Genomic DNA, 25,164 nt, shown 5'->3' with positions numbered 1-25,164 from the left:
TCAGCAGAATCCTTTAATGCAAAGATAAAAGCCTTTAGGGCTCAGTTTAGAGGAGTGAAAAATGTAGAATTCTTCTTATATAGATTAACCACAATTTTTGCTTAAACACAACAATTAGGCTTGATCCATAAACTTTTCGTCTCTCCGCTTAGATTTTCATCATTTTCACAAAATAAAAAAAGCCCTTCATTCCTGAAGGGCTTTTTGTGCGGGCGGAGAGACTCGAACTCTCACACCGTAAGGCACTAGATCCTAAGTCTAGCGTGTCTACCAATTCCACCACGCCCGCATTTCAATATGTTTGCTTGTTGTAAGCGGATGCAAATATACATAAATGTTTCAATTCACAAATAGTCTGGAAATATTTTTTTTACCTTTATCTCAATCAAAATTTCAAAGAATGAAAGACATCAAATCTTACGTTGAAGAAAATAAAGATCGTTTCTTAAACGAACTCATTGATTTACTGAAAATTCCATCCATAAGCGCCGATTCTAATTACAAAGATTCTATGCTAAAAACCGCCGAAGCGGTGAAAGAAAATTTATTGCAGGCAGGCTGTGATGCTGCAGAAATTTGCGAAACTCCCGGCCATCCTGTAGTATATGCCGAAAAAATAATAGATAAAAATCTGCCCACAGTTTTGGTTTACGGGCATTACGATGTGCAACCGCCAGATCCTTTAGACCTGTGGAACTCCCCTCCTTTTGAACCCGTAATCAAGGAAACCGAAATCCATCCCGACGGAGCTATTTTTGCCCGTGGCGCTTGTGACGATAAAGGCCAAATGTTTATGCACGTAAAAGCGCTGGAATATATGACCAAAAACGATGAACTACCCTGCAACGTGAAATTTATGATTGAAGGGGAAGAAGAAGTGGGAAGTGAACATTTAGGCTGGTTTATAGAAAACAATAAAGAAAAACTGGCAAATGATGTTATCCTTATTTCAGATACAGGAATGATCGCTAAAGATACGCCTTCTATCACTACCGGACTTCGCGGCCTCTCGTATATTGAAGTGGAAGTTACCGGGCCAAACCGGGATTTACATTCAGGTTTGTATGGCGGTGCAGTAGCGAATCCTATCAATATTTTAAGTAAAATGATCGCTTCTTTAACCGATGAAAACAACCATATCACCATTCCCGGGTTTTACGACAAGGTTGAAGAGTTAAGCTGGGAAGAACGCGCTAAAATGGCTGAGGCGCCTTATAGCGAAGAAGCTTATAAAAAGAAACTCGATATTAAAGATGTGTATGGGGAAGCAGGTTACTCTACTTTAGAAAGAGCTTCCATTCGCCCAACTTTAGATGTAAACGGTATTTGGGGTGGCTATATTGGCGAAGGCGCTAAAACCGTGCTTCCGGGAAAAGCTTATGCAAAAATATCTATGCGCCTTGTTCCAAACCAGGATTGGAAAGAAATTACCCAACTCTTTAAAAAACATTTTGAAAGTATTGCTCCAGATGCGGTTAAGGTAGAAATAAAACCTCATCACGGCGGCCAGGCTTATGTAACGCCAATAGATAATATTGGGTACCGGGCAGCCAGTAAGGCTTATGAGAAATCCTTTGGGAAAACACCTATTCCGCAGCGAAGTGGGGGAAGCATTCCTATTGTGACTTTGTTTGAGAAAGAATTAAAAAGTAAAATTATTTTAATGGGCTTTGGTTTTGATACCGATGCCATCCACTCCCCTAACGAGCATTTTGGGATTTGGAATTATTTAAAAGGAATAGAAACCATCCCCTGGTTTTATAAATATTTTACTGAAATGAAGCAGGAGTAGTTTGATTTGAGGATTTATTTGTTAAGTAAACTACCTCGGAGCAAGCTCACGAGGCATTAATTAAGAACATTGTTTAATTTTCGAGGCAAGCCTCGGAGCATTTAAATCTCGATTATCGAGTAAGGATCTTAATAGCTACGTTGTCTAAAAAATCACGTCATTCTGAATTTATTTCAGAATCTAATATGTTTTAATTATCCACATGTTAGATCTCCGAATAAATTTCGGAGCAGGCTCTGAAACTAGTTCAGGATGACGTCTCCTCAGAGAACTTCGTTTTTCTACCTTTTTCCGTAGAAAAAATAGAAATAACCGGAAGTAAGTTTTAGTATATTTACAGGAATTGCTTATAAAATCAATTTTTTCTATGGAAAAGAAAATTCTTATTCCTACTAATTTCACAAAACACGCCTGGAATACCCTGGTGTATGCCTTGAACCTTTACAAAAACATTCCCTGTACTTTTTATATTCTCAATGCTTATGAAATTCCTGTAAGAATTTCACTAAAACGGAATCATAGTGCAGAACTGGAAGCTGCAAAGGCTGAATCTGAAAACGGACTGCAGAAAACATTGCAGGGTTTAAACTTCAGGAAAGAAAATTCCAAACATAAGTTTGAAACAATTTCCCGGAATAAAGAGCTGGCTGAAGCTATCCAGGAAACCATAGATGCACATAATATAGACTTGATTTTAATGGTTTCCCGGGGCGAAAATGTATCTATAAACGCAGCTTTTGAAAATGAAATTTCTGAAGTAACCGAAAAAGTAGAGCATTGTCCATTTTTAATTCTGCCCGAAAAAATGCAGGAATTGCCCACTGCTAAGCGTGAAATTGTTTTTCCTACCAATTATAAATTTCCGTTTAAAAATAAAGAAGTTGCGGCACTTATAGATATGGCCGAAAATTTAAAAGCCAGCATCAGGATCTTATATATTAATAGCGATGGCAGGCCGCTTACTAAAGAACAGGAACAAAACCAGGAGGCGCTAAAAACTTATTTTTCAGGTGTAGATTTTAGCTTTCATAAACTCACACAAACCACCGAAACTACTGGGATTCATCTTTTTATTGAAAGTCGGGATAGCAATTTCCTGGCGCTTTATAAACGCAAACAGGGGTTTTTTAGCAAATTATTCTCGCAGCGCTTTAAAGAAGAAATAGATTTTAATCCAAAGGTGCCGGTATTGATTTTAAAAGAATTGGAGTAAAAAATTAGCAATAAATATATACCTCTTTGCATCATTTCACAAAGAATTAAGTTTCCTTAAACACTGGTTTTCAGCAATACTTATTAATTTGAAAGCCAAACCACAACCAATCAATAGAGATGAGTTACCTACTAGTTCCGTTAGGCTTATTTATTCTTATAATTGCTCTTGTAGACATTTTTAAAACTATTCTTTACATTAATGGTGGCGGAAGGTTGTCTTCCTTCACCGCAAGAAAAATATGGTGGGTGTATTTTAAAATGGCCCGCGGTAAGGGAAAAGCTCCTATTTTAAATTTTGCCGGCGGTACCATTTTAATGGGCCTCGTGGCAATGTGGATCTTTCTAATTTGGGTAGGTTATAGCTTAATTTACCTTTCAGACCCCAACTCTGTTTTAGAAAGCAGTACCGGTGAAAATGCCGATATTATTGGGAATATTTATTACGTAGGCTATACGCTCACCTCTTTAGGAAACGGAGATCTTAGGGCCGGTAGCGACTTTTGGCGTATTATTTCTAACATTATGGGGATGAATAGTATGATCTTTATAAGTTTGGGAATCTCCTATTTACTGCCCGTACTCCAGGCTGTTATAGATAAAAGAACCCTTGCCGTTTATATTTATCAACTGGGAAATTCGCCAAAAGAAATTATTAATAAAGGTTTTAACGGCAAAGATTTTTCACCGCTATACAATCGCTTACAAAATCTGGAATCCCTGCTTTTAAAACACGGGGAGCATCACCTTGCCTACCCTATTCTGCACTATTTTCATACTAATAAAAGATCGCATAATATAAGATTGAATCTCGCTATTTTAGATGAAGCTTTAAATATACAGGAAGCTTATCATTTAGATAAATCGGCTAATGCATTTACCTGGCGTGTTATACGGGGAGCTATGGATAATCTTGCGGTTAGGCTTCATGAAAGTTATACCTCGCTGGCAGACGATCCGCCTGATTTTGATTATTTCAATGATTTACCCGATGAATTAAAGGCGAATTTTGAAGAAGATCCCGGAATCCCCAAAGATGAAGATTTCAATAAACGCCGGGGGAAATTGTTGGGTTATATCAAAAAAGATGGCTGGGATTGGGAAGATGTGCTGGATGATAAATAAATGGGGTTGTTAAAAAATCGTATCGAAAACTTACTTGCCCCTGCTCACCATACTTTAGGTGATTAGGGCAATCAGTACGTTAAAAGTATAAAGCTAAGAAATGCTAGTTTTTAATGCTGAAGCGGGGAAAATTCCGAAGGATCTTAAGCCTACTTTAAATCTTCCTGCTGTACCGCAACTTTTTCCTCAATTCTTCCTGAATTCACTCTTTTAAAAGAGCTCATAAGCAACCAGTAGAAGATTAAAGAGAAAATAATATCGAAGAAAAATTCCCCGGCATCTTCCCCAAAGAAATCATTGATACTATGCCATAGATCCAGCGGAATTATAAACATAATTATTTTAAAAATCAGCTTCAAAACCAGGTAGAATATTACCAGTCGAAGTCCGTTTACAAAGGAGAGTGAAAAATAGCGTTTTAGGAAATCGCGATTATCCCCGTCAGAATTTACCTTAAATACCAAATAGGTTCCTACAATGGTGATTAATAACTCCAGAATAATATAAGAGATCTCCCAGCCGTAATGGGAAAAATCGGTTTCGGGTGCATTTGCGGATAAGGTGATCAATACCAGGAAAACCAGTAAATACTGGTAAGAAATTGCTTCGGTGATCTTATTTTGAATTAATAGTCGTTCCAGTTTTTTGAGGTTAAACCAAATCATAATTTTCTAGTTGATTTTTTGCAGTTTGTGAAATTAGGAACCCAAAATTGTCCCCTTAATATTGATTTATTGGTCAAGCTGATTTCTTCTCTTTTTTAAAGTCGTTAATTGCTTTTATTGCGATTGCAGCACTCGCTACTGAACCGGCAAGCCCCATAATTTTATTTCCATTTAAGGTTAGAAATATACCCGCAATAAAACCGATGATTCCAATACTTATTAAAAAGACCTTCGGCATACTATTTTTGTTTTCACTTATAATTTATTTTTTTCTCACCTCAACTTTCGCTATACTTTCTTCTACTAACTTTCCACAGTTAAGACCAAGTTCAGCCATTTTTCCTGATATTCCTGGATTTGATTTCTTTGGGCATAATTATTTTAAAGTAGTAATAATATCCTTCACTTCTTGTGCATCTAATTCAAACCATTCTCCTCTAATTCGTTTATTGTCAAAAGTAATATGCAAAGATTTTTCTATACTTTCAGCCATTTTTCGATTTGGGAATTCTTTCGAGCATAATAATTCAATTGTTGGCTTATCAGCTTGTAAAGTTTTCTCTCGGTATTTTGGTTTGTTTGAAATACCAATTTTATGAAAATTGTTTGTTGTGTCTATCATTAAGTAAACAGAGCATTTCTCGTCTGTAAATGTTTTTAATTCTTTTAAATTTTCTCGGTTTTTAAAGGCTATATGATTTTCAATATTTTGATTAACTATCTCAATATATTCAGCTACCAAATTTTTTAAAACTTTGCTATAATTTTCGTTCTTATACCAATAATAATTGTTGGCAACACCAATAATTGAATTATTATTTGATGCAAAATCAATTTTCCACTTTGACAAATTATCTTTTGAAAAAACAGACAACTCATCTTGAGTTATTAAAATTCTTGTTTCAAATAAGTTTTTCCAATTAAGATTCGATTTTATTGGCTTTTCGATTATTTCAAAACTTAAGATATTTTGATTTTCAAACATGAAGGATACTTTATCACCAATATTTAATTTGTAATCTTTAGAGAAAAAATATAATGCCAAATAATCTCTATTATTTATATTCTCAAATGAAAAAATTAAATCTTTACCTACATCAGAATTTGAAATAATTCCTCCAATTGGTGAAGGTGTATCTGAATTATAAGGATATTTATATCCACCTACAATTTTCCATTTAATTGTTTTGGTTTGTTCAAAATCATCATTTTCTATAATGTGTCTATTAAAGTAAGTGTTCTCAAAGACAATATCTTGGTTGTCGGAAATCACATATATTGCCTCATTTTGTTCTAAACCATTGTTTAAAAAACTGGTATCGTTCTTAAAAATTGTAATTATTCCAGATTTTTTTGCCTTTAAATTGTAACTAAAATAAGTGCTTTGAGCATTACCTCCTTTTACTTGCGCAATTTCTTGATCAAAATCAACATTAGTGTTATTCTCAACAAGCCACTTTGAAAGACTTATATGTTTTTTGCCAGTTGAACTGTCCAAATTTCTTAATTCTGGAGGAATTTCATATTTGTTGAATCTTACAGTGTAAGAATTATTTTTAGGTGAATTTGAATCAGCTCTATTAGGTAAAATTTTACATATTAAATCACCATTGTTTAAAATTTCTCTTTCCTTTTTTATTATTTGGATTATTCCAGATTTCGGCGATTCAGCAGGATTTAGAACGTAAACTTCATTTAATAGTTCTTTCACAAAATCATTATTAGCTTTCCTAACCGTAAATAAAGAATTTCCCTCTTCAATAAAATCATTATCGTGAAGAGTCCATTCAAAAATTGAGTTGTAATTTAATATTTCGTCATTATATTGAGGTTCTTGAAATTTATTCCAAGCACTGTTTTCATCATAAACGTACTCACCTTTTATTTTTTTTAAATTAGAATTGTCGAAGTAAATCAAAACAGTACCACTTTCATCTTCTTCGTAAGTTATGTAGCTTCTATTTTCTTTTGTTTTGAAAAGTCCAAACATAGTTTTATTCTAATTACGCCAAACTCGTTATATATAATCTACTCCCTATTACTTTAACAGCAATTCACCCCGGATAACAGGTACCGTGCCTCGTGCAAAAATTTGCATTTTAAAAAACTTCCGGAATAAGTCAGCTTATTCCAAAAAATTCAGAAATATGAGATTTTGATAAAACAAACAGCCTGTAGGGATGGCTGTTCTGATAGTTGCTATTTTAAAAACAACTACCGCTGTTAAATTTTTAACAATATAAGAAGAAGATTAAATTTTTATAGAAAATCCCGGAGAAAATCTTTTAGGCATCAAAAGTTTATTACCTAAAGCAAATAATTATTAAATTAATGCTGGAAAATATTATTGTAGATGAGTAAGAAAAAATCACTTTCAAAAGACCGGGAAGAAGAAATAATTCAAATGCTAAATAGCCGTTTTGAGGAGCATAAAACTCGCTTTAAGCAATTAGAATGGCTTAAAATTGAAGAAAAATTAAAGACTCAGCCAGAGAAACTTTGGGTTTTAAACGAGATGGAAGAAACCGGCGGGGAACCCAATTTACTTGGTTACGATGCTAAAACCAACGAGTTTACTTTCTGTGATTTCTCAAAGGAAAGTCCCAAAGGCAGGAGAAGTCTTTGCTACGATCGCGAAGCCCTGGAATCCAGGAAAAAATTTAAACCAAAAAACAGCGCCCTGGACCTGGCTGCCGAGATAGGTATTGAAATCTTAGATGAAGCGCAATACCGGGAATTACAGCAATTGGGAGAATTTGACACTAAAACTTCCAGTTGGCTGAAAACACCAACCGAAATAAGAGAACTTGGTGGAGCTATTTTTGGAGATTTTAGATATGGAAAAGTCTTTATTTACCACAATGGCGCCGAATCTTATTACGCCGCCAGGGGTTTTCGCGGGTTTTTAAAGGTTTAGGTTGAGGTAGTTCTTATTAAAACGGCGTTTACACCGTCACCCTGAACCTGTTTCAGGGTCTAAGTTGAGATGAAATACGTTTTATGTTAGAAGCTGAAACAAGTTCAGCTTGACGTGCTATTTTAACTTTTTCAGGTAGCCGAGACCTTTTTATTTAAATTTTAGACTGTAATTTGATTCAATAAGGAATATTTCCATTATTTAGTATTTTTTCCTTTTAAACTTTCAGAAATAATCATAATTTGGCCGCATGAAAGATGTGAAATTTGCCATAACCGATATTGAAACCACCGGCGGCGGGATTAAGGGAAATAAGATCACCGAGATTTGCGTGCTGGTAGTTCAAAACGGAAAAGTTATAGACGACTACAGCTCCCTGGTAAATCCCGGGACCGAGATTCCACTATACATTGAAACGCTTACCAACATCAATGATAAAATGGTGGCCGATGCACCAAAATTCGCCGAAATAGCTTCTGAAATTGATAAAATCACCAAAGATTGTGTGTTTGTGGCGCACAATGTGAATTTTGATTATAATATTATAAAGGCAGAATTTAATAGTTTGGAACTGCCATTTCAAAGAAAACGCCTGTGTACAGTACGGCTGGCCAAAAAATTAATTCCGGGGCTTTTTTCTTATAGCCTGGGAAATATTTGCACCTCTATTAATATTCCGCACGTAGACAGGCACAGGGCGCGCGGTGATTGTGAGGCTACAGTCACGCTTTTTCAGCGTTGCCTGGACCTGGATCCCGATTATGAAGTTTTTAAAGCATTTTTAAATCAAAGAACGGCGGCTTCTTATCTTCCGCCCAATTTTAAAAATTCAGATTTCGAAAAATTACCCGCTACCACCGGAGTCTATTTCTTTAAGGATAAAGATGGGATTCCGCTATATATAGGGAAAGCTAAAAATATTAAAAGCCGCATAAAATCTCATTTTCAGGAAAAATCTAACCGGAAATATAAGCTGATGCAAGCCACTTACAGCATAGACTACGAACTTACCGGCAGTGAATTGCTGGCGCTTTTACGGGAATCTGCTTTAATTTTAAAATATTTCCCTGAATTCAATAAAGCTCAGAAAAAGGTAAGCAGGCCTTATACGCTTACCTCCTACCACAACCAAAAAGGGATTGAGCAATTTGTGATACATAAAAATAAAGTCTCACCGGTAAGCTGGATGAAGTTCTATACTCGCGAAGAAGCCATAAAATTCCTGGAAAATATTTGCCAGGAATTTGATTTATGCCCACGGTATTGCGGCTTGCAAACCGGTGTATCGCATTGCAGCCATTACAAAATAACCAGTTGCAGCGGGATGTGTAAAGGCGAAATTGATAAAGAAGAATACAACCGGCGGGTTTCTAAGGCGGTAGAATATATTCAGCAATATGAAAACTCCTGTTTGCTGGTAGAAAAAGGAAGAACTAAAGCTGAAAAATCTTTTATCTATCTCAAGAAAGGTCGCTATGCCGGCTACGGATTTGTAGAAAATTCTGATGATTTTAATGGGCCCGAGCAGTTTGAAGATTACCTGGTACCGCAAACAAATTCCAGTTATGCCGATAGGATTGTGAACCGGTATTTAATCACCAAAAAGAACATTACCCGCTTAGACCTGAATACCGGCGAAGAAGTTGAAGAACGCGAGGCCGAAGAATGGTTTGGGTAAATTAATTCATATTTTTTTAAGTTGAAATACGATACGCATCTTCCGCAGCAGAGTTAAGCGCACAATTTTTTTAAGTTGAATTTTTAATCGGTTTTTGGGAGGATTTTCAGCAAATCCACAACAAATTCAGGAAGGTTTAAATTACGTTTATTGGGCAAATTTTAGGCTTATGACCAGACTCATAAAATAGCAGGAAGTCAAGGCAGATATTTGTAGAGAAATATTGTTCAACTTAAAGTTATTATTATGAATACCGAAACTGTAAAAACCGTAGCCGATTATGTTACCGAAAATATTAAAAACGCGCACCTGTTTAAAAAACACGGGATCGATTTTTGTTGCGGTGGCGGAATTAGTTTAGCCCAGGCTGCGACAAAAGCTAATGTGAGCCTTGAGGTACTGAAGAAAGAATTAGAGGAAACAGCCACGGTTACCACTCCCGGTTACGATTACAAAAACTGGAAACTGGATTTCTTAACCGACCATATTATAAACGTACATCACCAGTATGTAGAAGAAAATATTCCCTTACTTATTCAATATGCGGCGCGTGTTGCCAAAGTGCACGGCCACGAAAGACCAGAGCTTATAAGAATTCAGCAATTATTTACTGAAGTTGCCCAGGAATTAAGCGCTCATTTAAAGAAAGAAGAACTTATTCTATTTCCGTTTATCAAGAAACTGGTAAGAGCGCAGGAAGAAGGAACACCGGCACCAAAACCGCAATTTGGAAAAATTGATAATCCTATTAAAATGATGGAAACCGAGCACGATGATGCGGGTGCCATTTTTAAAGAAATTTCAGAATTAAGCGATAATTACAATTATCCTGAATGGGCTTGTAATACTTACAGGGCATTTTACGCAAAACTGGAAGAATTTGAAACCGATCTGCACCACCACGTGCATTTAGAAAACAATATACTTTTCCCTAAAGCCATTGAGCTTGAACGCAGTTTAAACAGTTAAAGGTTGTTATATCCTGGAATCCCCATGCCAGGATAGATTTAGTTTTTTATTTTAGAATGTTTTAATTGTGTTGATGAAACCCCGTAGCAGCAATGTTACGGGGTTAATTCTTGCTAATAATTACACCAATACCGCCAAAAATCTTCATTGCAATCCCAATTTTTACCGGGAGAAGCAATCTTTAAATTTTAGTCAAACCGGGAGAGATTGCTTCACCTTACTCGGTATTTTGTTCCTAGTTCAATTTTTAAGCTAACTTCTTATCTTTTTAGTATCTTTCGGCCTATGCTGCGTTTAGATTTAAAAGCTCATCACAAAATAGCTCTCGCCTATTTTTTCCTGGCCGCTTTGCTGGGAATTTTCCTGAGATTATTTTACGTAACCCCGGTTCCTGGAAATTATAAATACATTCTTCACACACATTCCCATATTGCTTTATTAGGTTGGGTGTATCTCGCTTTAACCGGTATTATTTATGGATTGTTTTTTCATAAAACTGAACTTTCAAGAAAATACATCTATATTTTCCTGGCTACAAATATTAGTTTGTTAGGAATGTTGTTTAGTTTTCCCTTCCAGGGCTATGCGGTGATTTCCATAATTTTTTCAACCCTTTTCCTAATCTGCTCCTATTTTTATACAGCTTTTGTGCTGCGAAATATTCCGAAAAAGTATCGCAAAACCCAAAGCTTTAAACTTATAAAAGCAGCCTTATGGTATATGGTAATTTCCAGTATTGGCCCCTGGGCGCTGGGAGGTATTATGAGTACCCTGGGCAATACCTCAATTTGGTATAAACTCGCTGTATATTTCTATTTGCATTTTCAGTATAATGCCTGGTTTTTAGTAGCACTGCTGGGAATTGTATTTTATCTTTTTCAAAAATTAAATATAGATTTTGGCAGAAAGAAATTTAAACGGTTTTTCCTGTTGCTTAATTCCGGCGTTATTTTAAGCTTTTTTCTTTCTACTTACTGGACCAATCCACCGTTAATATTTTATCTAATGGGTGGGCTCGGAGTGATTTTACTCCTCCTCGCTTTTTACCAATTTTTCGCCTTTATACTGCGGAATAGAAATCTTCTAAAAACAGGATTAAGTTCTTTTAATTATCGACTTTTAATGATTTCAGGCATATTGCTAATCGGTAAAATTTTAATGCAAAGCCTTAGCGCCATACCCTTTTTCGCCGATTTGGCTTTTAATAATCTTGACTTTGTAATTGGCTATTTGCACTGGGTTTTCCTGGGTTTTGTTTCCCTGGCTTTATTCGCTTTTCTAAACTGGTTCAAGCTAATTAGAATCCCAAAAAATGCTTTTTACCTTTACCTCAGCGGTTTTCTAATTTCAGAGGCACTTATTTTCTATAAAGGCCTGGTACTTTGGTTAGGGCTGCCTTTTTTTGGTAATTACTTTCTTTTACTGGTTTTAGTAAGTGCCTTAATGCCTATTGCCGTGGGATGGATTTTAGGAGTGAATTTGTTGAAGAATAAAAAATGAATTACCAAGCTTTAATATTTTAATTCCTGTTTGGTCTCCTTGTTTTTTATAAGTTTGCTTTGATTAAAATTTAAAATATGGTTGCGGATAATATTTTACTGGAATTTGGAGCTTCAAGAGAAACCTACCATAAAGGCGATCAACTTTTTAGGGAAGGAGAAATTGCGCTTAATTTCTTTCAAATTATTTGCGGGGAGATTAAAATGAATAATTATAACGCCGACGGAAAGGAATTTATACAGGGAATGTTTACTGACGGCCAAACTTTTGGTGAACCACCCTTGCTGGCCGATGTGAAATACCCCGCCAATGCTGAAGCTATAAAAACCTCTGAAGTATTAAAACTCCCAAAACTAAATTTCCTGGAGCTACTTACAAAGCATCCCGAAACCCACCTAAAACTCACCCGCACCCTGGCTGAAAGGCTTTTTTACAAAGCGATTATGGTTTCCGAAATTTCAAGCCAGGACCCGGAGCATCGAATAATCAGGATCCTGGATTATCTAAAGCGTTACGTACATCAAATTGAAGGGCAGTTTAAATTTAAAGTAAACCTAACCCGCCAACAGATAGCCGATTTAACCGGACTTCGAGTAGAAACCGTAATTAGGGCTATGAAAGGCCTGGAAAAGAAAGGCGAACTAAAAATTAGAAGCGGAAAAGTTTATCGTTAATTCGGTTTAAAAATCTTTTTTTGAAGCCAGGCTCAGCATTCCCCAAACCGGTAGAATTACCCAGGCCAGCAACACACCAAAACTTATAATACTCCCTTTAGTTGTACCAAAAAATGATTTAAACACTGCACCGGTATATCCTAAAAGTGCTGAAATATCTAATTTTAGTAAAATTAAGGTTCGGCTTAAATCTATAGGATTTAGTACACTTGCAGCCAACGCAAAATCTTCTAAAGGATATTCCTGGAGGTACATTAAAAGTAAAAGGAAAATTCCGTCGTAAATAATTGCCAGGAAAAGCCACATTAAAATTGCCATCCCGAAACCTTTAATCTTATTCTCAAACCTAAGAGCAATTCCAAAGGAAAGTGCGGTAAAAATAAAAGTAAGAAAAGAACCAACTACCAATAAAGAAAGGAAATCCCAAATGGCTGAAGATTCAAATAAGCCATAAATTATAAAAGGAATTCCCAACCCTAAAACCAGGCTAAGAGCCAACGATATTGCCACGCCTAAATATTGCCCTAAAAAAATATGTTTTCGGGCTATGGGTTGCGCCAGGAGCAGCTCGGTAAATTCCCGGGAATTATAAAAATACATAATTCCAAAAATGGTTCCAATAAGCGGTACCAAAACAATAATAACATTCATTAAGGTAATGATCGCATTAGAAAGGTCGTTGTTTAAAAACAATAATACCAAACCTAATAACAGATAGAAGAAGAAATAAACAAAGCTCCACCGACTTCTAAAAAGATCAAAAAAACTGTATTTAAGAATTTTAAACATAAGGCTTAGGTTAAAATTTGGGCAATAGCGTGTTCAAGATCATCCTGACCGGTTTGTGTTTTTAGCTCGGTAATACTACCGTTAAAATAAATTACGCCTTCTAACAGGAATAAAATTCTATCAGCCGTTTCTTCTACGAAATTCATAATATGAGAAGTAATAATTATTGTTTTTCCGGCTGCTTTTTCCTTTTGCAATAACTCTCTGAGTTTAATTAAAGAAGCAGGATCCAGCCCTGAGGTAGGTTCATCTAAAATTATCAACGGACTGTCAAACATAAAACACAGTACGATATTCACTTTTTGGCGGGTACCACCAGAGAGTTTACTCAGTTTTTTATCCAGGAAATTTTCTATACCAAAAAAAGCAATTAGTTCTTTATCCCGGGCAGGTTTTCCCCTTAGATCTTTGATCATTCCAATCAATTCTTTTACGGTAAGGTTGCCGGGGAAATTGGCAATTTGCGGTAGATAATCAATCTCCTGCCGGTAGTCACTTTGCCGGCGAATTTTCTTACCATTTACAGCGATTTCTCCTTTTTGCGGAATTACCATACCCAGCAAGCTTTTAATAAGCGTGGTTTTTCCCGAACCATTGGGACCAAGCACCGCAATTATTCCCGGGACATTGGTCTCCAGGTTGAGGCCGTTTAAAACCTTTTGGGATCCAAAACGTTTATGAAGATTTGTTACCGTTACCATTGTATTTTTCTAATATAAGGTTGTTCGTCCAGCACATTGGCCGGTGTAAAAATGGGAGAAACTTTTTCTGAAAATTCAATTAAGTCTATAAACAGGCTCCTAAGCATCACAATACTTTCAGGCGTTTTATCTACTAAATAAGAAAATAAACTCACCGGCCTGTAAGGGATATCTCCAAAATTGTTTTTATCAAGATCGTAGCCGGAATAATTGCTCCAATAATTCCCGTTAAAAGTATTCCCGTTACTATGCCCAGTATAGGTTAAATCAAAAGAATTATATAAAAAATTATTTCGCTTAAAAACATTATTGTAGCAGCCACCTCTAATTTTTACAGCATAGCCGTTACTTTTAAAATCGTTTTCTATATAATTTATCCGGTTGGTATTATCGGCGCTAATGCCAACGGTGTTTTCTTCAAAAGTATTCTGTTTTAATTCAGAATCTGTTATGTCTTTTAGCAACAAACCGTAAGAAGCGCTTCCCCAGTTGTTTTTAAAAGTATTACGGTACATTAAAATTTCTTTTGAATACATTACCGCTACTCCTGCTCCATTGTTTTCAAAAAGATTCCCGGAATAGTTATTGCCATCAGAAAACATAAAATGCAGCCCGTATCTTAAATTATTCTTACATACATTATTTATAATTTCGGTATCGTCTGTAAATTCCAGATAAATTCCGTCGCGAACGCCTTCCAGGTGATTATCTTCAATATGCATTTCTGAAGTTTTCCAAAGATGAATAGCATTGCCGGAATGAGCCTGGCTCGTTGCTTTACCGGTCACCTGGTTACCCACTATACGCCCGTTATTAGAACGTTCTATTAAAATTCCGAAGAAAATATTATCAAAACGGTTATTCTTAACTTCAAAATTAGTGGAATTACTGACTAAAATTGCGGAAAAATCGCTGGTATGACTTCTGCCTATATTGATGATTTTGAAGCCTTCAATTGTAAATGCATCAGCCCTAAAACTAATTGCCGTACCTTGCATTTCAGCATCAATAACCGGGAAATCTTCACCTATTAGGGTTAAAGATTTATCACTTATAACAATATCATTTTCCTTGTAAACACCGGGTTTCACCCTAATGGTGTCCCCAGATTTCGCAACTTCAACCGCGTTTTTAATCGATTTGATTTCACAGGTTTCACAAACCGTAATTTCTGTAGCGTAAAAGCTGAAACTAATAAAAGAAAGGAAGATGAAGAGCACAGCTTTCATGGTAAATTACTTAAAATTATTTTTCAATTCTTCCCAGTCCTGAAGTTCTTTGCTATCACGGCTTTCTTTTTTCACAGCGGCAAGGTTAGCTCCCATTGGGCTTCGTAAACTATCATTTTGTACAAAGCCGGCATCAGAAACCGGTAGCATTTTGCCGGGTTTATCGTAATTAGAAACTAAAAGAAAAGAAGTTTGGTATTCTCTCTGGTTCATATCATTCACCAGGCATTCTATAGCATCGTATTTATACTGTTTACCCTTATCTGTTACCAGCTGGGCCGAGTAAGCCCGCTCTACAATCGTCATTTGACAAAAGTGGCAATGGTCTTTACCATACTTAATTGGTTCTGGCTCAAAACTACAGGCCGAAAAAACAAAGACTATGGCTAATATGTAAAATGAAAATTTCATTATTTCAGGGTTTTTAAAGCTTTTTTACGAATCCACCAGGCTACCAAAGTTAATGACATTCCAATAAACATAAGGTAAGCACCGGTTCTGGGATACGAATGAGCCGTAAAGTTCAGAATTTTTTGTGTACCGAATAATGGTGGTTTATAGTTTATAGGGTTGCCTTCAGAATCGGTTAATTTTATAATGGCCTTAGGATCCAGATCTGTACCATAATCTAACAACCAGTTATTGAAATCGTACATTCCCAGCAAACCAAGAACTAGCATTAAGATAAACCAACCTAAAAACCAGGAAGCGGGGATTTTTTTAAAAAATCCTAAAGCACCTAATAGAACTCCTAATATCGCCATACCCGCAATGACTATGGGAAAAACCCGGAACTCCCACATTTCAGCCGGCTTTGGAATTTTCTTCATTCCTATATAATGATTTACCCCGTCTATATTCTGAATATCAAATTCTTCTTCTCCTTCTATCCCGCTAATAAAAATATCCATTCCCATAGGATCGGGGTATTGGGGTGCGCCAAGTTGAATATTCCATAAAGGAAAATAAAACAGGCCTAACAAGAGAAGTGAGCCCAATATCATTAAAATTGCAGAACGTTTCATATGCTTATGTATTATTAAATAGATTTGGGAGGCTATAAAAAAGTATTGTCTTAGAAAGCTTTTAAAAAATAAAGGAGGGCGCAAACAACTGGCCGCCACCCTCCTTTTTCAATCTAAAAACAACCTTTAACTAGTTACTTGTATATTCGTCATCTAAGCCCCATTTCATAGGAGTATTAGCTCCTTCTGCAGAAACTCTTATGTAACCCTGCATTTCCTGGTGAAGTGCAGAACAGAAATCGGTACAATAGAATGGCCATACACCGGGTTTCTTAGGTTCCCACGTAATGGTTTTTGTTTGTCCTGGCATTATTAAAAGCTCTGAAGTATTAGCTCCAATTACTGCGAAACCGTGCGGTACATCAAAATCCTGCTCTAAGTTGGTTACGTGGAAATATACTTTATCTCCCACGTGAATACCTTCTAGGTTATCTGGCGCAAAGTGGCTTCTTACCGTGGTCATATACACGTGAACTTCATTGCCCTCACGAACCATTTTGGTTTCACTTTCATTAACAGCAGCATACTTGTGATTATTTTCATCTAAACGATAAATCTTTTTTGAATTTTCTTTGATTTTATCGGCTTTAATGGCAGCTGCGTAGTGCGGCTCACCGTGTGTTGGAAAATCAAGTAACAACTCCATTTTATCACCTGAAATATCAAACAACTGCGCAGAGTGTTCTAGCTCGGGGCCGGTTGGTAAATACCTGTCTTTGGTAATTTTGTTTAAGGAAATCATATATTTTCCATCTGGTTTTCTTGAGTTTCCTCCAGAAATCATTAAGTGACCTACAGAGTAATAACTTGGCTGTCTATCTACAACTTCCCAGGTATCTAATTTCCATTTTACAACTTCAGAAGAGATAAAGAATGTAGTATAAGCATTTCCTTTATCATCAAATTCAGTGTGCAATGGGCCTAAACCTGCTTCCTTAACGGTTCCGGCTAAGGTAGACTCAAAATTAAGTACTGGAATTCCGTAAGCATCTCCATCAAATTCTTCATTTTCAATAGCATCAAGCATTTTACTGAATGAATGCACGGTAAGGTCACTGGAAAGTTTTCCGTTACCAATAATATATTGTCCTGAAGGATCTACATCACAACCGTGAGGAGATTTGGGAGTTGGCATAAAATATACTGCACCGGGTATATCACGAGGATCTACTCTAAGCACTTCGTTTTTGGTGGTAGAAATAGTAGTTTGAGTATCGTGGTCAAACACATTATGCACATATTCGGCATCCATAGTCTCCCCGCCTCCATTTTCTACATATTCGCTTATTTTCTTCCAGTTAACTGCAGCAATAAAATCCTTATCATTTTGCGAAGCATTTACTTCCTGCATAGTATGTGATTCTTCGGTATTATAAGTGGTAAAGAAGAACCAGCCGTGAGATTCGCCGCGACCGGGGTGAGAAAGATCATAATTAAAACCGGGCATATCTATTTGAAAATCAATTTCCATATGGCCGTCATCGCCTACTGCGATAAAAGTTAAAGGTCCTCTAAAATTTCCTTTCATTTCATCTATAGGCATGTCTTTTTGAGGATAAGGCACTGAAAATCGTGTACCGGCCACCACATATTCGGTGTTTTCGGTAACATAAGAAGAAGAGTGGTTACCCGCACTATGTGGGATTTCAATAATCTCTTCGGTTTCGAATGTTTCCAGGCTTATCCTGGCAATTCTGGGGGTGTTGTTCTCATTTATAAAAATCCACCTTCCATCTATTTCCCCGTTAGTTTGGGAAATATCGGGGTGGTGAGAATCTCCCCACGGCACCATACCAAACGAGGTTTTTAGCATATCTTTAGTTTCTTCAGAATAACCATACCCATTGGTAGGAAACTGAGAAAATACAGGGATTTCTTTAAGCATTCTTCCAGACGGAAGCCCGTAAACGGTTAGGTTCCCACTGTAACCTCCAGAAAGGAAAGCGTAGTATTCGTCGTGTTCTCCAGGGCTAACATAAACTTTTTCTGCAGCACTGGAAGCCATAGCACCCGATTTCCCTCCTTCATCATTCTGGTTACAGGATGTAAAGATTGCGGCAAGTGCAAATACGGCGATAAAATTTGTGATTGTTTTCATATGATTAGGTATTATTTCAAATATGGTTCAAAACTAAAGTGTAGGTTTATAGGTTTTTATGAGTATCATCAGTTTTCGGCATCATACTGTCTAAAATATTCTACAATAGCCCTGGCCTGGTCTTCTTCCAGTCCCTGATTGGCCATAATTGCCATATTAGACTCTACCATTAATCTTTTGGCGATAGGATCTTTTTTAATCATCTCTTCGGGATTAAGAATCATATTCATAATCCATTCTGGCGATCTTCTTTCGGTTACACCTTCTATAGCCGGACCAACAAATTTCTTATCCATTTTATGGCAGGCAGAACACATATTCTTAAAGATATTGGCTCCATTGGCTGCCATATCAGAATTAATGCTTTCTGGCAATTCCAAAGATTTTACCGGGCCAATTCCTTTATTAGATAAATCGTCTCCCGAATCTGCGGCAGCTTCTTTGGTTTCAATTTCTTTTTCTTTTGGTTGTGAAGAGTAATCGTCCAGGCGTAGGCTTTCTTTTTCGTCTTTTTCAGAATTGCCACAAGCCGCAAAAGAAAATACCAGGGCTACAGCCAATCCTATTTTTACAATTAATTTCATAGTTATAGATTTTGATTTCGGTGGTAAAATTACCCGAGAAGTCAATCTTATTTTATGACCCCAATCATAAGGAAGGGGATTAACTGAAACAGAACTACTTAAACCACTGTTAATAGGATATTTACATCAAATATATGGAGTGAAGATTTACAGTAATTTTTAATAAAATATTTCTGTAATTTAAAATGAATCTAATTCTGCGTAGTAGAGGCTACTATTCATTTTTAAAAACAAAAAAGGGGCGATTAAAAATCGCCCCACATTAGTCAACCAAACACAGTCAAATTTAAAAACTAGTTGAAACTAACTTTTAAGAATTTAAATATTAAAACTTTAAGCTGTCGAAAATCTTTAAAATGTTTTCTAAGTGTGGTTTTAAAAACCAGGTGATCTTTTAAATAAAAGTTTTCACACTGCACATCGTCACATTCTTTTAATCCCTCCAGTTTATTTTTATAATCAAAGAAGGTGGTTAAATGAAACTCATTGGCTTTATTTATTAACTCCAGTTGTTTCTTTAAGTAAGAAGCATCTTCCTGGTTTATTTCTACCTTAATAGTTTCTTTTAAGCCTGATTTTAAAATATTGCTGAAGAAATTAATTTCTTCACTTATATAAATTAGGTGTTCTTCCCAGTCTTCTGCTTCAGTTTGGATACTTAAAATTTGTATTTCCTCATCATTATGATGTTCCTGAAATTTTTCCCTCATCTTCCTTTATTTTTGCATTTTCATTTCCCTTACCATCTGTTCTACTTTTATAATATTAATAGCGTTCTTACCGGTTGGGAATTCCCATTCTACCTTATCTCCCTGGGCATAGCCAAATAATGCCAGACCCATAGGAGCAAGAATAGAAATCTTATTTTCTTTAATATTGCTATGATCTGGAGTAACAATTTGGTATGTTCTATTAATACCAAAAGGAGTAGCTATTTCAACTTTAGAGTTGAATCTCACCACATCTTCGGGCATATTTTTTTCACTCACAATTTTAGCAAATTCAAGTTCGTTCTTTAGCTTTTCTATAGACGCACGGTAGGTACTATCTTTATAATATTGCGCCATGGAAACTATACGTTTTAAAAGCTCATATTCTACCTTTTCAATTATAATGACATCATATTTCATTTCTTCACAACAATTAATTAAGGAAAAATACCTCGCTGGTTATAGGCCGTCTCAATCCTGGAAATAGCCAGAATATAAGCCGCAGTTCGCCAGTCGGTTTTTCGTTCTTCAACTTCTTTTTCAACTTTCTTAAACACCTGAAGCAATTTTTTCTCTAATTTCTGCATCACTTCATCGAGTTCCCATAATTCACCATTTCTGTTTTGCAGCCATTCAAAATAACTACCAATCACACCTCCAGAATTACATAAAATATCTGGAATAATGGTGATTCCTTTCTCTAAAAGAATCGCTTCACCTTCTTCGTTTGTAGGTCCATTAGCACCTTCAGCAACTATTGAAGCTTTTATTTTGAAAGCATTATCGCCGGTAATCTGATTACCAAGAGCAGCAGGAATTAGAATATCGCATTCCAGGCCAAAGAAATCTTCAGGATTCATTTCGTTTGCTTCAGTAAAGCCCTGGATAGATCCTTTTCTAGGACTTGAATGTTCAAATAATTTTTCTACTGAAATTCCTTCTTCATTATACAATGTGGCGTGAGCATCCTGTACAGCAATCATTTTAGCGCCGTCTTCAATTAAGAATTTTGAAGCCCAGTAGCCTACATTTCCGAATCCCTGTACAATAAAGGTTTTATCTTTTAAAGATTCTCCACGAGATTTTACAAGTTCTTTAGTGGTTAAATACACTCCAAAACCAGTAGCACGATCACGGCCTTCCAAACCGCCAGAGCCTACCGGTTTTCCGGTTACCACGTGCTGATTTTGCGAACGTTCTGAAGTAGAGATTGTAGACATATAAGTATCTGCAATCCAGGCCATAGTTTGCGCATTGGTGTTTACATCTGGCGCAGGAATATCATGTTCCGGCCCTATATTTTCCCCTAATGCATAGGTAAACCTACGGGTAATACGTTCCAGTTCTGCATCAGAATAATTACGGGGATCTATTTGGATTCCTCCTTTAGCTCCGCCATAAGGTAAACCTGCTAATGAGGTTTTCCAGGTCATCCACATGGCCAGAGCTTTGGCTGCATCTACATCTACCGTTGGGTGGTAACGTAAGCCGCCTTTATATGGTCCCAGGGCATTATTATGCTGAACCCGGTAACCGGTAAAAATCTCTACTTTACCATTATCCATTTTCACGGGAAAATGTACCACGATCTCGTTATTGGTAATTTCAAGTATTTTCTTAATATTTGGATTTAGATCTATGATATCGGCTGTTTTATTAAACTGTTTAATAACCGTATCATACATACTTTGTTTGGGCATTGACTTTGTTGCTATCATTCTTTTATAATTTTATTGAAAATGTTCACAATACATTTTTCTGTTATCTTTCCAGCTGCAGTGGTGCCTTAAATCGCAATTAAAGCAAAGCGTTTTAAAGAGTTCGCTACCTGCATGCTCCAGTTCCTTTTCACTTTCTTCCAAAACTGCCGGTCTTTCCATTTCAACTATATTCATAGAATCTGTATTTTGGAATACACTGAAGCTAAAGCTGTGCCCAAAAAATTAAAAAATGAGAATATATATTTTAAAGTATTGATTATCAGGACTCAAAGAAGTAAAATTGAATTCCTATTATTTTCTGTGTTGGAAAGAAATTACCCGGGTGGGAGATAATTACCCGCAGCTTATTTAATCTTTTCTCGTAAGGTTTTACGGTCTATTTGAAGGATTTCTGCTGCTTTAGATTTGTTTTGATCTACCGCTGCAAGAACTTTTAAAATATGCTTTTTTTCTACTTCTTTTAAGGCAACTAATTCTTCATCTACAGCCGGGACCTGGTATTTTACTGAAGCAGGTAGGTCTTGCGGAAGAATTTCATCTTCACTCATAATTATGGCTCGTTGAATCACGTTTTCTAATTCCCTAATATTCCCCGGCCAATTGTAACGCTTTAAAATCTCAACAGTTTTATCTGATAATTTTAAACCGGTTTTGCCATAATCCCGCTGGTATTTATCCAGAAAAGTTTTTGCAAGGGGAACAATATCTTCTTTTCTTTCCCGTAAAGGCGGCGTAAGAATATCTACCACATTTAAACGATAATAAAGATCTTCCCTAAAAGTTCCCTTTTCTACCATTTCTCGTAAATCGCTGTTTGTTGCAGCAATTACCCGAACCTGGATTTTTTCTGAATTTCTACCGCCCAGTTTTCTCACTTCTTTTTCCTGAAGTACGCGTAATAATCTAACCTGAACCGCCAATGAGGCAGTTCCAATTTCATCTAAAAAAATAGTACCGCCATCAGCCGCCTGGAAGTAACCTTCGCGGGTTTCTGAAGCACCTGTATAAGCACCTTTAGTAGAACCAAATAATTCTGATTCCAGTAAATTCTCGGGAATAGCACCACAGTTTACCGCAATAAATGGATTTTGAGCAAAAGAACCTTTATAATGAATTGCCCGCGCCACCAGTTCTTTCCCGGTACCACTCTCTCCTCTTATTAAAATTGTAGCACGGTTATTTTTCACTCTTTCTATAATATCTACCAACTCTTCAAATTTTGCTGAAGAGCCAACCATTCCGCCATAATTATTTCTAATTTCGGGTGAAGAAGCGGTTTTTTTCGTTGATGTACGGTTAACTAAAGATTTTTTAACTGAAGTAAGTAACTCGTTTTTAGTAAATGGTTTAGGCAAATAATCTAAAGCCCCAGATTTTATTGCGGTAAGTGCATTATCTATAGAAGGATAACCGGTAATTACCAGTTTAGGAATTTCCGGATAATGATCGTCTACATATTTCACCAATTCCATTCCATTCATTCCCGGCATTTGTAAATCGGTAATCAATAAATCTATACTGCTGTGCTTTAAAATATCTATAGCTTCCATCACCGAACCCGCCTTGTAAGTATGGTAATTCTCCTGTTTTAGGTGGCGGTCCAGGACTTCAAGCATATCATAATCGTCATCTACTATAAGTAAGTTTTCTTTGCGTATAGACATATTAGAAATTCAATGGTAATTTTATTTTAAAAATAGTTCCTTTTGGAATGTTATCGGCAATGCTAATTTCTCCTTTATGACTTTTAATTATACCATGAACCACACTTAATCCAAGACCGGAACCTTCTCCCAGTGGTTTTGTAGTATAAAAAGGTTCAAAAATTTTATCTTTCACTTCAGGAGCAATTCCTTTTCCTTCATCGGCAATTTCAATAGTATAATGTGTTTCGTTATTATTAATGGAAATAACAATTTTGGAATTTTCCGGAGAATAATAAATCGCATTAATCACTAAATTAAAAAACACCTGGGTTAATTGTATAGGGTCTACCTGGGCTTTTAAAGCAGGATCCTGAATATTAAATTTAAACCGAATATTAGCTTTTTTAAAATTAGGTTTTAAAAGCGAAAGCGCCTGGGTAATAATGGGTTTTACCTTAATCTTTTTAATATCTTGCGGCATATCACAGGAGAAAAACATAAGTTTTTTTACAACTTCCCTGGAATAAATTGCTGAATTAAGGATCTTTTGCGCATCTCGTTTTGTTTGCTTTTCAGCTGTTTTTTCTTCAATAAATTCAGCAAAACCTAAAATATTACCTAACGGAGTATTAAGCTCGTGCGCTATTCCCGCGGTAATTTCTCCTAGAATAGCCAACCGGTCATTTCTTGCAGCTGTTTGTTTTAAATGCTCTTCCTGTATTTTAATATTTTGGCGTTCAAAAAACAGCGCAATTTCATCGGCTATTTTATCTAAAAGTCGCTGTTCTTCCACCAAAAAATGCGCTTTAGATAAGTCTGATGCCGGGTAATGTACTTTTATGAAACCTATTTCATTCTCTGAAATTTTAATAATACTTTTTTGAGAATAACCTTCTTTTGGAATCGGGTTAGAACTTAAATGATACGATTCACATTGTATCTCTACAGTAGCCAATTCTGGAAAACGCCAGGCATTTTTAAGAATTTTTACAATAGACTCTAAAGTAGCTTCATAAGAACCCTCAAACTCCCTTATTGCCGATGAAACCTGATAAAGACAGGAGAGTTCTTTAATTCGCTCTTGCAATTTCTCTTCTACAGAAATACTTTCAGGTATCATCTTAAACAGGGTTCTTTTAGCAAAGATAAGGGGATTTCTTAAGCTAAATTAATTTGGGTTAAGTTTGATGTAGTTAAGTAAAAATACCTTTTAAATATTAGGGTATAAAACAAAAAAGCGGCCTTTAGAGCCGCTTTCATATTTACAAATAATTATTTTCTATCTAGGTTGAAAGGAAAAACGCTGCCCTCCTACAGAAACTCCTGCCATTGCACCACCTTTTGGAATGGTAACTACGGCAACTCCGTCTTGAAAATCAATACTTTGAGAAGCTCCTTTATCAAGTATTACGGCAGATGCATTTGCAGAAAGCTCGTAATCTCCTTCTTTAAATCTTTCCAGATCGGCATCGGTTTCAAAGAAAAGCACTTCAATAAAAGCCTTTCCTCCAGCCTGCAAGCCAATATCCACCTGTTTAAGGTCTGCATATCCTATAATAGTATTGTTTTTATAAACAACGCCATTACCGGAAGCTCCTCCAATTACATAAGCTCCCTTTCCCACGTTTGGAAAAATAGCGTAACCGGCAGAGCTATTTAGCAACTCAGAGGCGTTAGTATGATTCTGCCTAATTTCATTTCTTGCATCACTAGCATCACTTCTAAGATCATCTTCAGTATTTTGCATACTTCCACAGCTTGCAAAAAGCAAAAGTGCAAATACAAATACTGGTTTGTAAAAATTGTTGGTTAGTGTTTTCATTTCTTCATTAGTTTTTGGTTTCCTTTTGAAATTAGCCATATCCATAAACAAAGATTGTTAATCGATTGTTATTTTGCTTAACATTAGCTTTTTAGCACCAAGAGTTAAAGAAAATTAAAATCCAGTGTTTTTAAATAGAATAATTTGAATAGAGGTGTTAAAAGCAGAAATTTTTTAGGTTAAAAAAAGGTTCGGCATTTTTCACTATATTATAGTTTTAACTATAACCACTATAGTTATTTAATATGAAGAATAAATTTCCATAGGAAATAATTATAGTATTTTTATCTTATTAATCCTTTAAAAC

The 25,164-nt window shown here is 36.0% G+C and carries 25 protein-coding genes and 1 tRNA gene; 8 read left to right on the top strand and 18 right to left on the bottom strand.

Features of this window, described 5'->3' with window-relative positions:
- Window positions 1–207: 207 nt before the first annotated feature.
- A tRNA-Leu gene (locus tag J0871_RS08370) sits at window positions 208–289 on the bottom strand.
- 111 nt (window positions 290–400) lie between these two features.
- On the opposite strand from J0871_RS08370, the gene J0871_RS08365 reads away from it, so the two are divergent.
- From J0871_RS08365 to J0871_RS08355, 3 genes are all read left to right on the top strand, one after another.
- Window positions 401–1,792, top strand: coding sequence for a dipeptidase (locus J0871_RS08365; protein ID WP_208224813.1), 1,392 nt, complete (start codon window positions 401–403; stop codon window positions 1,790–1,792).
- Between the two features lie 367 nt (window positions 1,793–2,159).
- Complete coding sequence (locus tag J0871_RS08360) at window positions 2,160–3,005, top strand: universal stress protein (RefSeq protein ID WP_208224812.1); 846 nt, start codon at window positions 2,160–2,162, stop codon at window positions 3,003–3,005.
- Between the two features lie 119 nt (window positions 3,006–3,124).
- Complete coding sequence (locus J0871_RS08355) at window positions 3,125–4,129, top strand: potassium channel family protein (protein ID WP_208224811.1); 1,005 nt, start codon at window positions 3,125–3,127, stop codon at window positions 4,127–4,129.
- Window positions 4,130–4,278: 149 nt separating this feature from the next.
- Here the strand turns inward: J0871_RS08355 and J0871_RS08350 are convergent, their stop codons facing one another.
- The 3 genes from J0871_RS08350 to J0871_RS08340 form a co-directional block, all read right to left on the bottom strand.
- The gene (locus J0871_RS08350) at window positions 4,279–4,794 is read right to left on the bottom strand and encodes a hypothetical protein (protein WP_208224810.1); all 516 of its coding nucleotides are present in this window, start codon (window positions 4,792–4,794) and stop codon (window positions 4,279–4,281) included.
- A gap of 73 nt (window positions 4,795–4,867) precedes the next feature.
- A complete protein-coding gene (locus J0871_RS08345; RefSeq protein ID WP_208224809.1) occupies window positions 4,868–5,032 on the bottom strand; it encodes a hypothetical protein in 165 nt (54 codons plus the stop codon).
- A 138-nt stretch (window positions 5,033–5,170) separates the two neighbouring features.
- Window positions 5,171–6,784 (bottom strand): GIY-YIG nuclease family protein, encoded by a 1,614-nt coding sequence (locus tag J0871_RS08340; RefSeq protein ID WP_208224808.1) that lies wholly within the window; start codon window positions 6,782–6,784, stop codon window positions 5,171–5,173.
- A 363-nt stretch (window positions 6,785–7,147) separates the two neighbouring features.
- On the opposite strand from J0871_RS08340, the gene J0871_RS08335 reads away from it, so the two are divergent.
- The 5 genes from J0871_RS08335 (at window position 7,148) to J0871_RS08315 (ending at window position 12,532) form a co-directional block, all read left to right on the top strand.
- A complete protein-coding gene (locus tag J0871_RS08335; RefSeq protein ID WP_208224807.1) occupies window positions 7,148–7,711 on the top strand; it encodes a DUF4256 domain-containing protein in 564 nt (187 codons plus the stop codon).
- A 250-nt stretch (window positions 7,712–7,961) separates the two neighbouring features.
- Window positions 7,962–9,389: an exonuclease domain-containing protein gene (locus tag J0871_RS08330; protein ID WP_208224806.1), complete on the top strand. Its 1,428-nt coding sequence runs from the start codon at window positions 7,962–7,964 to the stop codon at window positions 9,387–9,389.
- 246 nt (window positions 9,390–9,635) lie between these two features.
- On the top strand, window positions 9,636–10,358 hold the full coding sequence (gene ric, locus J0871_RS08325; RefSeq protein WP_208224805.1) for an iron-sulfur cluster repair di-iron protein: 723 nt from the start codon (window positions 9,636–9,638) through the stop codon (window positions 10,356–10,358).
- 285 nt (window positions 10,359–10,643) lie between these two features.
- Entirely contained in the window at window positions 10,644–11,858 is a 1,215-nt protein-coding gene (locus J0871_RS08320; protein WP_208224804.1) for a hypothetical protein, read from the top strand.
- Window positions 11,859–11,935: 77 nt separating this feature from the next.
- Complete coding sequence (locus J0871_RS08315) at window positions 11,936–12,532, top strand: Crp/Fnr family transcriptional regulator (RefSeq protein WP_208224803.1); 597 nt, start codon at window positions 11,936–11,938, stop codon at window positions 12,530–12,532.
- 6 nt (window positions 12,533–12,538) lie between these two features.
- On the opposite strand, the gene J0871_RS08310 is transcribed toward J0871_RS08315, so the two are convergent.
- The 14 genes from J0871_RS08310 to J0871_RS08245 all read right to left on the bottom strand — a co-directional run bounded on the left by J0871_RS08310 (window position 12,539) and on the right by J0871_RS08245 (window position 24,857).
- Window positions 12,539–13,321, bottom strand: a complete 783-nt coding sequence (locus J0871_RS08310) for an ABC transporter permease subunit (protein WP_208224802.1) — start codon at window positions 13,319–13,321, stop codon at window positions 12,539–12,541.
- A gap of 5 nt (window positions 13,322–13,326) precedes the next feature.
- Window positions 13,327–14,022, bottom strand: coding sequence for an ABC transporter ATP-binding protein (locus tag J0871_RS08305; protein ID WP_208224801.1), 696 nt, complete (start codon window positions 14,020–14,022; stop codon window positions 13,327–13,329).
- Entirely contained in the window at window positions 14,016–15,251 is a 1,236-nt protein-coding gene (locus J0871_RS08300; protein WP_208224800.1) for a nitrous oxide reductase family maturation protein NosD, read from the bottom strand. Before J0871_RS08300 ends, J0871_RS08305 begins: the two co-directional genes overlap by 7 nt.
- 6 nt (window positions 15,252–15,257) lie before the next feature.
- Window positions 15,258–15,662 (bottom strand): nitrous oxide reductase accessory protein NosL, encoded by a 405-nt coding sequence (locus J0871_RS08295; RefSeq protein WP_208224799.1) that lies wholly within the window; start codon window positions 15,660–15,662, stop codon window positions 15,258–15,260.
- On the bottom strand, window positions 15,662–16,276 hold the full coding sequence (locus J0871_RS08290) for a hypothetical protein (protein ID WP_208224798.1): 615 nt from the start codon (window positions 16,274–16,276) through the stop codon (window positions 15,662–15,664). The genes J0871_RS08295 and J0871_RS08290 overlap by 1 nt, the downstream gene beginning before the upstream one ends.
- 130 nt (window positions 16,277–16,406) lie before the next feature.
- Window positions 16,407–18,374 carry a Sec-dependent nitrous-oxide reductase gene (gene nosZ, locus J0871_RS08285; protein ID WP_208224797.1) on the bottom strand — a complete coding sequence of 656 codons (1,968 nt, stop codon included), beginning with the start codon at window positions 18,372–18,374 and terminating at the stop codon, window positions 16,407–16,409.
- 68 nt (window positions 18,375–18,442) lie between these two features.
- Window positions 18,443–18,958 (bottom strand): cytochrome c, encoded by a 516-nt coding sequence (locus J0871_RS08280; protein WP_208224796.1) that lies wholly within the window; start codon window positions 18,956–18,958, stop codon window positions 18,443–18,445.
- Between the two features lie 293 nt (window positions 18,959–19,251).
- Window positions 19,252–19,668: a hypothetical protein gene (locus J0871_RS08275; RefSeq protein WP_208224795.1), complete on the bottom strand. Its 417-nt coding sequence runs from the start codon at window positions 19,666–19,668 to the stop codon at window positions 19,252–19,254.
- Between the two features lie 6 nt (window positions 19,669–19,674).
- Window positions 19,675–20,088, bottom strand: a complete 414-nt coding sequence (locus J0871_RS08270; protein ID WP_208224794.1) for a GreA/GreB family elongation factor — start codon at window positions 20,086–20,088, stop codon at window positions 19,675–19,677.
- 17 nt (window positions 20,089–20,105) lie between these two features.
- A complete protein-coding gene (locus J0871_RS08265) occupies window positions 20,106–21,386 on the bottom strand; it encodes a Glu/Leu/Phe/Val dehydrogenase (protein WP_208224793.1) in 1,281 nt (426 codons plus the stop codon).
- A 12-nt stretch (window positions 21,387–21,398) separates the two neighbouring features.
- Window positions 21,399–21,563, bottom strand: a complete 165-nt coding sequence (locus J0871_RS08260) for a hypothetical protein (RefSeq protein WP_156858135.1) — start codon at window positions 21,561–21,563, stop codon at window positions 21,399–21,401.
- A gap of 170 nt (window positions 21,564–21,733) precedes the next feature.
- Entirely contained in the window at window positions 21,734–23,053 is a 1,320-nt protein-coding gene (locus J0871_RS08255; protein WP_208224792.1) for a sigma-54 dependent transcriptional regulator, read from the bottom strand.
- 1 nt (window position 23,054) lies between these two features.
- On the bottom strand, window positions 23,055–24,155 hold the full coding sequence (locus tag J0871_RS08250; RefSeq protein ID WP_075326066.1) for a HAMP domain-containing sensor histidine kinase: 1,101 nt from the start codon (window positions 24,153–24,155) through the stop codon (window positions 23,055–23,057).
- Between the two features lie 159 nt (window positions 24,156–24,314).
- Window positions 24,315–24,857 (bottom strand): lipid-binding SYLF domain-containing protein, encoded by a 543-nt coding sequence (locus J0871_RS08245; protein WP_208224790.1) that lies wholly within the window; start codon window positions 24,855–24,857, stop codon window positions 24,315–24,317.
- Between the last annotated feature and the right edge of the window lie 307 nt (window positions 24,858–25,164).

Origin of the sequence: Salegentibacter sp. BDJ18, assembly GCF_017579965.1 — a bacterium.
In the GTDB taxonomy this organism is placed as follows: Bacteria; Bacteroidota; Bacteroidia; order Flavobacteriales; family Flavobacteriaceae; genus Salegentibacter.
This window is presented reverse-complemented; position numbering and strand designations above follow the sequence as displayed.

Coding starts and splice junctions, on each gene's coding strand:
- J0871_RS08365 (WP_208224813.1), top strand. CDS start 401: ATGAAAGACATCAAATCTTACGTTGAAGAAAATAAAGATCGTTTCTTA.
- J0871_RS08360 (WP_208224812.1), top strand. CDS start 2,160: ATGGAAAAGAAAATTCTTATTCCTACTAATTTCACAAAACACGCCTGG.
- J0871_RS08355 (WP_208224811.1), top strand. CDS start 3,125: ATGAGTTACCTACTAGTTCCGTTAGGCTTATTTATTCTTATAATTGCT.
- J0871_RS08350 (WP_208224810.1), bottom strand. CDS start 4,794: ATGATTTGGTTTAACCTCAAAAAACTGGAACGACTATTAATTCAAAAT.
- J0871_RS08345 (WP_208224809.1), bottom strand. CDS start 5,032: ATGCCGAAGGTCTTTTTAATAAGTATTGGAATCATCGGTTTTATTGCG.
- J0871_RS08340 (WP_208224808.1), bottom strand. CDS start 6,784: ATGTTTGGACTTTTCAAAACAAAAGAAAATAGAAGCTACATAACTTAC.
- J0871_RS08335 (WP_208224807.1), top strand. CDS start 7,148: ATGAGTAAGAAAAAATCACTTTCAAAAGACCGGGAAGAAGAAATAATT.
- J0871_RS08330 (WP_208224806.1), top strand. CDS start 7,962: ATGAAAGATGTGAAATTTGCCATAACCGATATTGAAACCACCGGCGGC.
- ric (WP_208224805.1), top strand. CDS start 9,636: ATGAATACCGAAACTGTAAAAACCGTAGCCGATTATGTTACCGAAAAT.
- J0871_RS08320 (WP_208224804.1), top strand. CDS start 10,644: ATGCTGCGTTTAGATTTAAAAGCTCATCACAAAATAGCTCTCGCCTAT.
- J0871_RS08315 (WP_208224803.1), top strand. CDS start 11,936: ATGGTTGCGGATAATATTTTACTGGAATTTGGAGCTTCAAGAGAAACC.
- J0871_RS08310 (WP_208224802.1), bottom strand. CDS start 13,321: ATGTTTAAAATTCTTAAATACAGTTTTTTTGATCTTTTTAGAAGTCGG.
- J0871_RS08305 (WP_208224801.1), bottom strand. CDS start 14,022: ATGGTAACGGTAACAAATCTTCATAAACGTTTTGGATCCCAAAAGGTT.
- J0871_RS08300 (WP_208224800.1), bottom strand. CDS start 15,251: ATGAAAGCTGTGCTCTTCATCTTCCTTTCTTTTATTAGTTTCAGCTTT.
- J0871_RS08295 (WP_208224799.1), bottom strand. CDS start 15,662: ATGAAATTTTCATTTTACATATTAGCCATAGTCTTTGTTTTTTCGGCC.
- J0871_RS08290 (WP_208224798.1), bottom strand. CDS start 16,276: ATGAAACGTTCTGCAATTTTAATGATATTGGGCTCACTTCTCTTGTTA.
- nosZ (WP_208224797.1), bottom strand. CDS start 18,374: ATGAAAACAATCACAAATTTTATCGCCGTATTTGCACTTGCCGCAATC.
- J0871_RS08280 (WP_208224796.1), bottom strand. CDS start 18,958: ATGAAATTAATTGTAAAAATAGGATTGGCTGTAGCCCTGGTATTTTCT.
- J0871_RS08275 (WP_208224795.1), bottom strand. CDS start 19,668: ATGAGGGAAAAATTTCAGGAACATCATAATGATGAGGAAATACAAATT.
- J0871_RS08270 (WP_208224794.1), bottom strand. CDS start 20,088: ATGAAATATGATGTCATTATAATTGAAAAGGTAGAATATGAGCTTTTA.
- J0871_RS08265 (WP_208224793.1), bottom strand. CDS start 21,386: ATGATAGCAACAAAGTCAATGCCCAAACAAAGTATGTATGATACGGTT.
- J0871_RS08260 (WP_156858135.1), bottom strand. CDS start 21,563: ATGAATATAGTTGAAATGGAAAGACCGGCAGTTTTGGAAGAAAGTGAA.
- J0871_RS08255 (WP_208224792.1), bottom strand. CDS start 23,053: ATGTCTATACGCAAAGAAAACTTACTTATAGTAGATGACGATTATGAT.
- J0871_RS08250 (WP_075326066.1), bottom strand. CDS start 24,155: ATGATACCTGAAAGTATTTCTGTAGAAGAGAAATTGCAAGAGCGAATT.
- J0871_RS08245 (WP_208224790.1), bottom strand. CDS start 24,857: ATGAAAACACTAACCAACAATTTTTACAAACCAGTATTTGTATTTGCA.